Raw genomic sequence first — 12121 nt, forward strand, 5'->3', positions numbered from 1 at the left:
CCATGCTGAGATCAATCAATAAATAACGAGCTGACGGATTCTTCGTTAGACACGCGCCGCATGGTTTCTGCCAGCAATTCGCCGATGCTTAATTGACGAATCTTGCCGCAGGCTTTAGCCGCAGCACTCAGCGGAATGGTGTTCGTGACCACCAATTCGTCCAATTGCGATGCTGAGATATTCGCGACTGCGGGACCGGAGAGCACTGGATGAGTGCAATAGGCTGCGACCAGCCGCGCTCCATGTTCTTTCAATGCCTCGGCAGCACGACACAGCGTTCCGGCGGTATCAACCAAATCATCAATCAAGATGCAGGAACGTCCGCGCACATCGCCGATGATATTCATCACCTTGGCTTCATTGGGACGTGGACGCCGCTTGTCGATAATCGCCAAATCCGCGTCATCTAAACGTTTCGCCAGTGCTCGCGCCCGCACCACGCCACCGACATCTGGCGACACGACCATCAGATCATCGTATTTCTGCCGCCACGCATCGCCGAGCAAAATCGGTGAGGCGTAGACGTTATCGACCGGAATATCAAAGAAACCCTGAATCTGATCGGCGTGTAAATCGACGGTCAAAACGCGATCTGCACCGGATTCGCCGATCATTTTCGCCACCAAGCGGGCGGTAATGGGAACACGCGCCGAGCGGGTGCGACGATCTTGGCGGGCATAACCGAAATAGGGAATGACGGCGGTGATGCGCTTGGCGGATGCCCAACGCAGCGCGTCGATCATCACCAACAGCTCCATCAGGTTGTCATTGGTCGGTGCACAGGTTGATTGCACCACGAACACATCGCGGCCGCGCACGTTTTCCTGAATTTCGGTCATCACTTCGCCGTCACTGAATTGACCGACGACGGCTTTACCGAGCGGAAGGCTTAAATGACCGGCGATTTCGACTGAAAGTTCTGGATTAGCGTTTCCAGAGAAGACCATCAATTGGCTGGCAGGCATGGGCAAATTCTTGTCTGCGCGTTGCGAGGAGATTGGAAGTTGGCTGGGGTGCCAGGATTCGAACCTGGGGAATGCCGGGATCAAAACCCGGTGCCTTACCGCTTGGCTACACCCCAATAAAAACAACTATTGAGTTTAATTCATGTTCATCGGTGTTCGTCGCGCTTCGCCAATAATGGCGAATAATTCAAACCTTGTGCAACAAAACCCTGCCAAGATGCAGGAAGTTGTTGGTGCGCATTGAGCGCCAGTTCTCGATCATCAAATACCGCAAATACGCAGGCTCCAGTTCCGGTTAATCGACCACCACCCCAGTGTTCAAGCCAGTGTAGCGCCATCTCAACCGGCGGATATTCACTTCGCACGACCGACAAGCAGTCGTTGGTGATATCCCCGCGTAGAAAGTCGGTAAGTTTGATGGGATTAGAATTGCGTGTCAATTGCGGATGTGCAAAAACTGCCCCGGTGGACACATGACAATCTGGAATTACCACCAAAAACCACGATTCTGGCAGATCAACTGGCATCAATTCCTCACCGACGCCTTCCGCCCACGCCGCTCGTCCGCGCACAAAGACCGGCACATCTGCGCCTAGCGGCAGCGCCAGCGTTGCCAATTCATTTTCACTTAATCCCGTGTTCCACAACTGATTTAACGCCACCAGCGTCGTCGCAGCGTCCGAACTGCCACCACCGAGACCGCCGCCCATCGGCAAATTCTTTTCGCAGCGAATGTCTGCGCCGAGTTCGCAGCCCGTCGCTCGTTGCAGCGCCAGCGCGGCGCGTACCGTCAAATCATCCGCTTCCGCCACGCCAACGACTTCATTCACGCGCCGTACTTGACCATCAGCGCGGACATCAAACCACAGCCGGTCGCAGCGGTCGATGAATTGAAATACCGTTTGCAATTCGTGATAGCCATTGGCGCGTCGTCCGGTAATTCGCAACATCAAATTGAGTTTGGCTGGCGCTGGCCACGCATTCGCTGCAACCTGATTCAAATCTGGCGTTAATGTCATTTCGGCGCACCTTTAGCATTATTTGAATTGGCTTCTGTTTTAAGGACGCGATGACGCTCAATCACTTTTTGCAAATCTGCGTCATCAGGATGCGCCGCTAATGACGCATTCCACACTGTCCACGCTTCGGTTTGCTGCCCCATTGCCCACAATACTTCGCCGAGATGCGCTGCAATTTCACCGTCATTAAATGCGGCTAACGCCTGCCGCAAATAATCCCGCGCCGTTTCTAAATGCCCCAATCGGTAATGCACCCAGCCCAAACTGTCGAGAATTGCTGGCTCATCGGGTTTGAGTTTATAAGCGCGTTCAATATAACCCAGCGCCTCCGTATAACGGTCAGTGCGATCGGCGAGCGTATAACCCAACGCATTTAACGCATTGGCGTTTTCGGCATCCACCGTAATGATTTGTTGTAAATCCTGCTCGCCACGTTCTAATTGTCCCAAATTGATTGCCAGCAATCCGCGTGCGTATAACAAATCCACTGCATCCGGTTGCTCATTCAATGCAGCATTTAGCACTTGCATCGCTTCTTCCGCTTGATGAGCGTTTTCGAGAATTTCCGCTTCAACCAGCGTTGACATCACTGCATCTTCTGGCGAATCAATACGCAATTGCTGCAACATTTCTCGCGCTGCGGCGACATCACCCGCTGCTGCGCGTAATACCGCAATGCGCATTTGCGCTTCAGCAACATGGTTTTCTTCTACCTTCTGATACCAATTGAGCGCCGCCGCAACATCATTCATTTGTTCCGCCGCTTGTCCCAAATAAAACGCGGCATCATTTTGACGCTCACCAGTATCATAAAGCCGCGTGAAATACGCTTGTGCACGATCAAACTCATTAAGTTGCAGCGATAAAATCCCCGCTGCAAATAATGCTTCTGGCGCTTTCGGTTGACTGTTTAATAATTGTTCAAACACTGCTCGCGCTGAAGTGAATTCCTTTTCTTCAACTAAAAACTGTCCGTAAAGCATCTGCATGGCCAGATCGTTTGGCGTATTGACAATGAAACTTTCCAGCAATTGTCGCGCTTCGGTGCGTTTATCCTGCGTTAGCAGCAGCCGTACTAAAAATAACCGAGGTTTATTCCATTCCGGACGCAATTCTAATGCCCGCCGTGCCGCTTTATCCGCAATTGCAAACTGCGAAATCCCAGCAGCAAGACTCGCTAATGCCTGCTGCGCGTCGGCACTTTCAGGAAACTGCGTCACCAGCGCCTGCATCAAGCGCAGTTGCAATTCTGGTGTGGACGCCCGCGCAATGAGCGCCGCCGCATCGTCATACACCGTTTCATTTGCGCCTTCGCTCAATTCAATCAAACGGTTGAGATGAATCAACGCACCTTCTTGATCTTCGGCGTGAATCCGCAAAAACGCAGCAACCTGTTGTGCCATCGGCGCATTCGGAGCCAGCGTTAACCACAGCCGCACTGCCTGATCCGCTGCGTCATAATCCTCGCTGCGAATTGCCACCCGTGCCGCCAATTCCGCCATTTGCGGCGCTTGGGTCAACTGTGCGGCTTTGAAATACTGCGTAAATGCAGTGCTCATGTCGCCACGCCGTCCAGCAATTTCGCCCAATAAAATCGCGTAAACCTGCTCGGCATTCAGCCCAGCGGTTTTCATCGAATTTGTTGCTGGAAATGCAGTAAGCGCCGCAGCTGGCGCAGGTGCTGCGGGATCGGCACGCGCCAACACGACAGGCGATGCACAAAGCGTCGCCGTAGCGACAACACAGGATAAAGATAAGGTCAACAATGACATGGGTGTAAATCCGCAAAACCAGAAACATTCAAAAAGTGGATTCTTTCATCTGACAATTCAAACCGTTAAAACGCTCGCTGCACAGCGGCGACAATTGTCCACTAGATTGTCGTTTTGTGCATGAAGATCACCGCCGATCAATACGATACGGCTGATCATAAGCTCCCAGCAATTTGCGCAGCAGGCAACAAGGGACTTGATGCTGAGGTTGCTGAACAGCACGTTAAGCAACCGGATAAATTTTGCTCCTTAATTTGACGACTAATCTACTCAGGTGAGTACATCATGCGATAACATGCTGCAAAAGGTAGAGTATTCAGTGACCGCATTGAAATTGTTTTCATCAATGCGTTTAGCGATGAATTAACATCGAAATCATAACCGCAATCATGCACCGAATTTAACCTGCATTTTTAATCACAGGAATTTTATCATGGCAATCACACTCACAGAAGCAGCAGCGAAACATGTCACCGCAATGCTGGCGCGATACGGCAATAGTATTGGTTTACGCATTGGCACTAAAAAAAGTGGCTGCAACGGTTTTGCTTATGTCGTCGATTATGCCGAACAGATTACCGATACTGATTGCGTTTTTGAAAGTCACGGCATTCAAATCGTCATTGACAACGCACAATTAACCTATCTTGATGGTGTGGAGATTGATTTTGTGCGTTCCAGCCTATTAAATGAAGGCTTTGAATTTCGCAATCCTCAAGCAAAAGAACGCTGCGGCTGCGGCGAATCCTTTAGCATTTAGTGATGTTATTTTCCGCGAGCACTTCAAATGTATCATGCTGACATTCACGAAATCATCGACAACTTCGATCTATTAGGCGACTGGGACCAACGCTATCAATATCTCGTCGAACTTGGCGAGGCATTGCCAGAAATGAATGCTGTGTATAAAACAGCAGATAATCAAGTGTTGGAGTGTATGAGTTTAGTGCATGTCGTTGCGCAAACAGATGCTGTACACCCAGAGCATCTTTATTATAGCGGTGATTGCGATACTGCAATTATTAAAGGTGTGGTTGCGCTATTGATTGGGTTATTTTCTGGAAAAACAGCCTCAGAAATTGCTGCACTCGATATTGATCATCTGTTTCAAGAACTGCGACTTGAAGAAAATCTCAGTCCCAATCGACATGTTGGCGTATATGCTATTGTCAATAAGATGAAAGCGCAGGCAGCAAATACGCCAATAAATTAACCGTAATGCCAGACCTTATTTTGGCGCAACAATAAGTGCATTTGCCTCAGCAACTACATCTTCCAATAACACTTCCAACTGCGCCAATTTAATTTCACGCAACCCCAGAACCTGCGCTTCTGGGGTCGCCGCCAATACAATATCGAAATCCGCTTCACAACCAATACCGAGTTTATGACACACGATGTCTGACAAGCGCGTAATTACTAAAATAACATCAGTTTCATTAAAACCATCGAGATGATGATCACGAGCAACTCGTGAATACACTTCAGGCAATTCCCATTTAGCTAATAACCGACTCCCAATGTCGTTGTGCATTGCTTCTAAAACTTCACCAACCAACGCTTTAGTCATTGGCACTGGATGTTCAGCATCACGCGCCAGTAAATCTAAAACTTTGAGTAAAAATAGCTCGCCAATATCATGTAATAACCCAGCTAAAAATACTTCTTCTGCTAACGCATCATATCCCGTTTGCTGCGCCAGCCAGCGTCCACCAGTCGCACACACAAACGAATGACGCCACAATTCTGGCATGTAATGAATTACCGCTTTAGTTTGAATGTCATGCGCCATTAACTGTGATGCAACCATTGCTAGATTTGCCACGCGATTCATTCCCAAGCGCGTCACGGCAGCACTAATGGTTTCAACCTGTTTTAATCCGCCATAAAAAGATGAATTCGCCAAACGCAGTACCCGACTGGCTAACGATTGGTCTTTCATAATTAAATCAGAAATTTGGCGGATGCTGGCGTTGCCAGATTGCTTGAGTTTCTGCAATTCCAATGCGACGCGATTAAACACCGGCAATTGTAAACTGTCGGATTCAAAACGTTCATCAATGAGTGCTTTTAGTGATTTACTATTGCTCACAGGCATCCTTAGTTAAATAGATAAAATCGCTGCAAATTGAAATATGATTACATTATTGCGGAATATCACCAATGAGTCGCAAAATTTCTTTAAATGGTCGTGGTCGCCCTAAGCGTGGTAAATTGCGTAACACTTCCTGAATGGTTGTAGCGCCTATCGCCGCCTTAGCTAAACCATCTTCTAATAGTGTAACTAACCCTGCGCTTTCAATACTTGCACGACGAATTTCCGAGGATGAGCGTTTGGAAATCACAGCATCTTTTACCGTTTCATTAAGAATGAGCATTTCAAAAACACTCACTCGTCCAGCATAACCTGTGTATTGACACTCGCTACAACCTCGTCCTTTGCGAAAATTAGCCCCAATTAAATCTGTTTGATGTACACCCAAGCGATGTAATTCTTGTGCATTCGGACGATAGGGTTCTGCACAGTTGTTACACACATGACGCAGCAACCGCTGCGCTAATACAGATACCACAGTTGACGCAATTAAAAAAGTTTCAATTTGCATATTCATCAAGCGCAACAATCCGCCAACGCTATCCTCGGTATGAAAAGTCGTTAACACCTTGTGACCAGTCAACGCAGCTTGAATTGCTGATTCCGCTGAAAATTGATCGCGGATTTCACCCAATACAATTACATCAGGGTCTTGGCGCACCATGTGGCGCAATGTTTCCTCAAATGTGAGATTGATTTTTGGATTGAGATTGCATTGCGCAATACCGTCAATGACATATTCAACTGGGTCTTCAGCAGTAATAATACAGCGTTCACTATCATTAAGATAATTGATACAACCGTATAAGGTAGTGGTTTTACCAGAGCCCGTTGGTCCGGTAATTAAAATCACGCCGCTGGGTAAATCAAGTGCATCGCCGATAAACCGCTCCAGCATTCTTTTTGCCATGCCAACTTCATTAATATCGAGTAATTCAGCTTTACGACTCAGTAATCGTAAAACAATTTTTTCACCAAAAATAGTTGCAAAAAACGATGCGCGAACATCACTGCGGCGTCCGCTGCGTGGATCATCGAAGCGAAAACCACCACCCTGATGACGACGCTTTTCGGCAATATCTGCTTGACACAAAATTTTAAGTCGGCTGCTAATAATTGGCGACATCGCTCGATCTAATTCTTTATGTAAAATCAAAATACCATCGCGGCGCATTCTGACACGAAGCTGCTGGCGCATTGGTTCAATATGAATATCACTTGCACCTAATTCTAAAGCATCAATAATTAAACTATCAACGACGCTAATCACATCCGCTTCATTTAATTCAACCGGACGTGCGCGACTGTGTTGACGACTATTTTCATAACTGCTAATGCTATCTTCAATCGCCCTGCGAGTGCTAATTGCCGCAATGACTTTGCCATAAACGCTTTCAGCCGCCTGCCGGGCAATTCCATCCAATGGATTACGGAATGCAATCACCACTCCATCGTTACTACGGCGAATCGGTATGGCTTGAAAGCGGTTACACCAGTCAGGGGTGACTTGAAATAAAAGATCGTGATCAATATCGGTAAAACTGGGTTCTTCGTTTAAAAATCCGAGTTGATCGCCGAGGACTTCAATTAATTGATGTTCTTGAATCAGGCGTTTTTCAAGCAGGATTTCTCCCAGCTTTTTGCCTTGAAATTCAGGGTACTGTTGCGCTTGTAATGCAGACCTTAATTCCTGTGGTTTAAGATAACCTAATTCGACCAGCAAGTTGCCCAATGGCACAACTTGGCGTTGTTCGCGTAAAGCAGTACGCAGTTGTTTAGCATCGACATAACCCAATTCCTGCAATACTTTTGTCAGCGAATAATCATCTCTCAATTTGCCGTGTACACGTCTTGCTTGTATTAGTTGTTCATGGGTCACTATTCCACGTTCTTCTAAAAGGGCGGCAATTTGTTTACTGGTATCCTGCGCTGGCAAATTTGGCGTCACAATTCCACGCGCTTCGAGAACATTTGCAATCTGGTTCGTTGGATCAGGTTGATCTGAATAAGGCGGATTTGGCATATTAATAACTGGTATGAAAAGTGAAGTCGCCTTATCATGGCATGAAAATGAAGCAGCAAAAACGCTATTGAGTGATATTTGCTGTTGAGCGGTTACAAATTTAGACCAGTGTGACTGACACTGGTCAATTGAATGATGTTAATTTATTTTTGTGCTCCGTCTTCGTTTTCCTCTCCCAAACAGTGACGCTGGCTAAATCGCACCACTAAAATTGCAATACTGACTAACAAAATTGCGCCGCTTTCAAACAACAAATTCTCTGGTGCGATATTCTTGCCTTGCAATACAATTAATCGAGATAAGGCAGTCACGGCAATAAACATTGGATAGGTAAAGGGTACGGTACGCCGTAAAAAATAAATGTTGGCCATTGCCATGATTTCGATGTAAATAAACATCATCAATAGGTCTTGAAGACTGACTTCCTGATGTTGAAAAATGATCCACACCAGTTCGCCAATTCCAATGAGCGCCAGCCCGCCAATGACAACTAACACCGCTTTTTCTGTGTACTGAAAAATGGTGGATAACCAATGATCAATTTTTTCGTTTAAAGACATCACCTGTGCTCCAAATAGAAGTGAGTTGCGCAGTATAGAGTTCGGGTTACATAGAAAGCAGCGGTATCATTGATTTGTGCCTATCATGTTCGCCTGTTTGCGAGCGAAACTAACACGCTATGAGTACAAATCTCTTTGATTTTGAAGGCGATTCAGATACTAATCTGGAGCGTCGTCCACTGAAACAGTTTACCGAACAAGCGTATTTAGATTACGCGATGTCGGTCATTCTCGACCGGGCGCTGCCGCATGTCGGCGATGGATTGAAGCCGGTGCAGCGGCGCATTTTGTATGCCATGTCGGAATTGGGGCTATCGGCGAGCGCCAAGTTCAAAAAATCGGCGCGTACTGTCGGCGATGTGCTCGGTAAGTTTCATCCGCACGGCGACAGCGCCTGTTATGAAGCGATGGTGTTGATGGCGCAGCCATTTAGTTATCGCTATCCGTTGATTGATGGGCAGGGCAATTGGGGCTCGGCAGACGATCCGAAATCGTTTGCGGCGATGCGCTACACCGAATCGCGGTTGACACCTTACGCGGCGCTGTTGCTGGGCGAAGTCGATCAAGGAACCGTTGATTGGCAAGCGAATTTTGATGCCACGCTGCAAGAGCCTCGGCTGCTGCCAGCGCAGTTGCCCAATCTGCTGCTCAACGGCGCGAGCGGAATTGCGGTGGGCATGGCAACCGACATCCTGCCGCACAATCTGCGCGAAGTTGCTCGCGCCTGTCTGCATTTGCTCGACCAGCCAGACGCGACCGTTGCCGAATTGGTGCAGTTCATTCCCGCGCCTGATTTTCCGACTGCGGGCGAAATCATCACCGCGCCAGCTGAATTGTTGAAGCTGTATCAAACTGGTGGTGGCAGTGTGCGCCAACGCGCCTGTTATTGCGTTGAACGCGGCGATATTGTGATTACTGCGCTGCCGTATCAGGTTTCCGGCAGTCGCGTGATGGAGCAGCTCGCCGCGCAATTCACCGCCAAAAAGTTGCCGATGATCGAGGATTTCCGCGATGAATCCGATCACGAATTCCCCACGCGCATCGTCATCGTGCCGCGCTCCAACCGCGTCGATGCCGAGCGGCTGATGCTGCATCTGTTCGCCACCACTGATTTAGAACGCAGTTATCGCGTCAATATGAATCTGATCGGTTTGGATGGACGACCGCGAGTGATGACGCTCGGCGACATCTTGACGGAATGGTTGACCTTTCGGCGCGAAACGGTGCGGCGACGGTTGCAGCAGCGGCTCGATCAGGTGGAAACGCGGCTGCATCTGCTCGACGGGCTATTGATTGCGCTGCGGAATCTCGATGCAGTGATTGAACTGGTGCGTACCGTTGACGATCCCAAACCATTGTTAATCAAACAATTTAATCTGTCTGAAACGCAGGCAGATGCCGTGCTGAATACGCGCCTGCGCCAGCTCGCTCGGCTGGAAGAAGTGAAAATTCGCACGGAATTGGCTGCGCTTACTGTCGAGCGCGACCAGTTGCAGCAACCGCTCGGCGACGCTGGCGCATTAAATCAAGTGCTCCGCGCCGAGATTACGGCGCTGGCAACGCAATTGGGCGATGATCGCCGCTCGCCGCTCGTGATGCGCAATGTCGCCAGCGCGATGGATGACACCGAATTGATGCCGAGCGAACCGGTGACGGTGGTGTTGTCGGAAAAAGGCTGGGTGCGCACCGCGAAAGGACACGATGTGGACGCAGCGGGTTTGAGTTTCCGCGCTGGCGATACGCTGCTGATGGTGGCGCGGCTGCGCAGTCATCAAACTGCGGTGTTTCTTGATTCGACTGGACGCAGTTATGCACTTGCAATCAACAGTTTACCGTCTGCTCGCGGGCAAGGCGAACCGTTAACCGGACGTTTTGATGCGCCAGCCGAAGCGCGGTTTATCGCGGTGCTCGGCGAAGCGCCCGCAGCGCAATATCTGCTGGCATCCGATGCCGGTTACGGCTTCATCGTGCAATTTAACGATTTGATTGCCAAACCAAAAAGCGGAAAAGCGGTGTTGAATTTATCTGCCGATGCGCAGGTATTGCCGCCGCTGCTATTGCCGGATGATCGGGCTGGCGCAGAGTTGGCGGTTGTCACCAGCGCCGGTTATTTGCTGGTATTTGCGTTGGATGAAGTGCCGGCGCTGGCGCGGGGCAAGGGCAATCGGTTAATCGGAATTCCAGCGGCGAAATTGGCGACGCGAGCAGAAATCGTCGTGGCGCTGGCGGTGATTGCGCCGAATAGCCCGTTAACGGTATTGGCAGGGAAACGCGATTTAACATTAAAACCGGCGGATATTATTGCATATCGGAATGAACGCGGGCGACGTGGGCGGCTATTGCCGCGTGGTTTTCAGCGCGTCGATCAATTGCTTGGCAGCGTTATTAACACATTAAAAACTGGTGATATTTTGTAATTGCGCTGGCGATTAACAAGCTCCAATGGGAGCTTGTCGATTCAATTGCTGATTGCGAAATTACCGCAGTGGATTTGCTGGCGCAGTGGCGCGTTTTGCCCAGCCTTTTGGCGTCCACGGCGCACCAACCCACATAATGCGCCACATATCAACTAAAGTGCTTTCCATTGCAAAAAAACGATGCACCACGACATCAGCCACTAAATAAAAACGCTCCATCAATTTAGCGCGTTTGCTGTCGTGAAAAAAGCCAAACATCATTAAATTGAGGAAAGCGAGAAAATGCGCTTGAATGCGTTGATGCCGTACTAATTTTTTCCACTGATCGCCATACACTTCAGCAACAGGCACATTAGAAATGTGCTCGGCTAAACGCACCGCAGCAGCAAATGAATAACCTGTGCCGGGATTAAACCAACCGCCAGCATATCCCGCAATGAGTGCGCCCGTTTTGCGCGGATGAAAGGTGCTTAATGCTGGCATTGGCAATACGCCAACTTCGGTGCGTAATACTTTTTCAACATCGAAACCTAATCGCCCAGCTTCCGCAACAATTCCCGCTGCCAGCGCGTCCACATTCAAATCTGGTGTATTGGAAAAATAAGTGTCTTCAATTAACACGCGATCGGCAGCAAATGGCAAGACATAATGAAACCGAAAGCCGTCACGCTGGGCGCAGCGCGTATCCATTAAAATCGGTGCGTTCATATTCACCGGCTGCCGCAATTGACATTCCAAACCAACGAACTTTTGATAACCGCCACCACGACGCTGGGCGCTGTGTTCGGGACCCCGCGCATCAATCACCAGTTGTCCACGCAGCACCCGCCCATCCGCCAGCGTGACGCTGGTCGCGTCGCAATGTGTGACCGTCGTATTGGTCAAAATGCGAATGTTGGGGCGTGTGGCAACCACCTGCTGCACGACGCGATCAAGATGTTCAGAGCTGCAAGCACGATACGCGCCCTCGACCCAACGCGCTGATTCTGCAAAATAAAGCTGATAACCAGGCCAGCTATATTCGACCAATTGCTCCGCCCACGGTCGCGCCGTTTCCGGCATATCCAACGCCTGAAATGACCAAATATGATTGCCGCCCAGCGCGGTGTCGCGTTCACACAACAAAACGGATGCCTGCGGCTGTCGTGCCGCAAGTGCGAGTAAAATCAAAGCGTTCTGAAGACCGCCGCCGACCAATAAATAATCGGCGTCAATGGATGCGTTAGCAGATGCTGTCATGGGTGTTGTCTCCTGTTGCAACGGTGATGAA

At 49.2% G+C, this 12121-nt stretch carries 10 protein-coding genes and 1 tRNA gene; 3 read left to right on the forward strand and 8 right to left on the reverse strand.

Annotated elements, in window-relative coordinates:
• Window positions 1–11 precede the first annotated feature (11 nt).
• The 4 genes from CXB77_RS12020 to CXB77_RS12035 form a co-directional block, all read right to left on the reverse strand.
• Window positions 12–965 (reverse strand): ribose-phosphate diphosphokinase, encoded by a 954-nt coding sequence (locus tag CXB77_RS12020; protein WP_105074109.1) that lies wholly within the window; start codon window positions 963–965, stop codon window positions 12–14.
• A gap of 40 nt (window positions 966–1005) precedes the next feature.
• Window positions 1006–1081, reverse strand: a tRNA-Gln gene (locus tag CXB77_RS12025).
• 30 nt (window positions 1082–1111) lie between these two features.
• Complete coding sequence (gene ispE, locus CXB77_RS12030; protein WP_105074110.1) at window positions 1112–1984, reverse strand: 4-(cytidine 5'-diphospho)-2-C-methyl-D-erythritol kinase; 873 nt, start codon at window positions 1982–1984, stop codon at window positions 1112–1114.
• A complete protein-coding gene (locus CXB77_RS12035) occupies window positions 1981–3756 on the reverse strand; it encodes a tetratricopeptide repeat protein (RefSeq protein WP_105074111.1) in 1776 nt (591 codons plus the stop codon). Before CXB77_RS12035 ends, ispE begins: the two co-directional genes overlap by 4 nt.
• Window positions 3757–4189: 433 nt before the next feature.
• Here CXB77_RS12035 and CXB77_RS12040 point away from each other — a divergent pair, with 433 nt between their 5' ends.
• Both CXB77_RS12040 and CXB77_RS12045 read left to right on the forward strand, forming a co-directional pair.
• On the forward strand, window positions 4190–4516 hold the full coding sequence (locus CXB77_RS12040) for a HesB/IscA family protein (protein ID WP_105074112.1): 327 nt from the start codon (window positions 4190–4192) through the stop codon (window positions 4514–4516).
• Window positions 4517–4543: 27 nt separating this feature from the next.
• A complete protein-coding gene (locus CXB77_RS12045; protein WP_105074113.1) occupies window positions 4544–4969 on the forward strand; it encodes a SufE family protein in 426 nt (141 codons plus the stop codon).
• 15 nt (window positions 4970–4984) lie between these two features.
• Here the strand turns inward: CXB77_RS12045 and CXB77_RS12050 are convergent, their stop codons facing one another.
• From CXB77_RS12050 to CXB77_RS12060, 3 genes are all read right to left on the reverse strand, one after another.
• Complete coding sequence (locus CXB77_RS12050; RefSeq protein ID WP_242445685.1) at window positions 4985–5848, reverse strand: HDOD domain-containing protein; 864 nt, start codon at window positions 5846–5848, stop codon at window positions 4985–4987.
• A 52-nt stretch (window positions 5849–5900) separates the two neighbouring features.
• Window positions 5901–7874, reverse strand: a complete 1974-nt coding sequence (locus tag CXB77_RS12055) for a GspE/PulE family protein (RefSeq protein ID WP_105074115.1) — start codon at window positions 7872–7874, stop codon at window positions 5901–5903.
• A 143-nt stretch (window positions 7875–8017) separates the two neighbouring features.
• Window positions 8018–8434 carry a phosphate-starvation-inducible protein PsiE gene (locus tag CXB77_RS12060; protein WP_105074116.1) on the reverse strand — a complete coding sequence of 139 codons (417 nt, stop codon included), beginning with the start codon at window positions 8432–8434 and terminating at the stop codon, window positions 8018–8020.
• 119 nt (window positions 8435–8553) lie between these two features.
• Between CXB77_RS12060 and parC the strand changes: the two genes are divergently transcribed.
• The gene (parC, locus tag CXB77_RS12065) at window positions 8554–10851 is read left to right on the forward strand and encodes a DNA topoisomerase IV subunit A (protein ID WP_105074117.1); all 2298 of its coding nucleotides are present in this window, start codon (window positions 8554–8556) and stop codon (window positions 10849–10851) included.
• A gap of 60 nt (window positions 10852–10911) precedes the next feature.
• Here parC and crtY read toward each other — a convergent pair whose 3' ends face one another.
• The gene (gene crtY, locus CXB77_RS12070; protein WP_105074118.1) at window positions 10912–12090 is read right to left on the reverse strand and encodes a lycopene beta-cyclase CrtY; all 1179 of its coding nucleotides are present in this window, start codon (window positions 12088–12090) and stop codon (window positions 10912–10914) included.
• Between the last annotated feature and the right edge of the window lie 31 nt (window positions 12091–12121).

Source organism: Chromatium okenii (assembly GCF_002958735.1).
Taxonomy (GTDB): domain Bacteria; phylum Pseudomonadota; class Gammaproteobacteria; order Chromatiales; family Chromatiaceae; genus Chromatium; species Chromatium okenii_A.

Coding starts and splice junctions, on each gene's coding strand:
- CXB77_RS12020 (WP_105074109.1), bottom strand. CDS start 965: ATGCCTGCCAGCCAATTGATGGTCTTCTCTGGAAACGCTAATCCAGAA.
- ispE (WP_105074110.1), bottom strand. CDS start 1,984: ATGACATTAACGCCAGATTTGAATCAGGTTGCAGCGAATGCGTGGCCA.
- CXB77_RS12035 (WP_105074111.1), bottom strand. CDS start 3,756: ATGTCATTGTTGACCTTATCTTTATCCTGTGTTGTCGCTACGGCGACG.
- CXB77_RS12040 (WP_105074112.1), top strand. CDS start 4,190: ATGGCAATCACACTCACAGAAGCAGCAGCGAAACATGTCACCGCAATG.
- CXB77_RS12045 (WP_105074113.1), top strand. CDS start 4,544: ATGTATCATGCTGACATTCACGAAATCATCGACAACTTCGATCTATTA.
- CXB77_RS12055 (WP_105074115.1), bottom strand. CDS start 7,874: ATGCCAAATCCGCCTTATTCAGATCAACCTGATCCAACGAACCAGATT.
- CXB77_RS12060 (WP_105074116.1), bottom strand. CDS start 8,434: ATGTCTTTAAACGAAAAAATTGATCATTGGTTATCCACCATTTTTCAG.
- parC (WP_105074117.1), top strand. CDS start 8,554: ATGAGTACAAATCTCTTTGATTTTGAAGGCGATTCAGATACTAATCTG.
- crtY (WP_105074118.1), bottom strand. CDS start 12,090: ATGACAGCATCTGCTAACGCATCCATTGACGCCGATTATTTATTGGTC.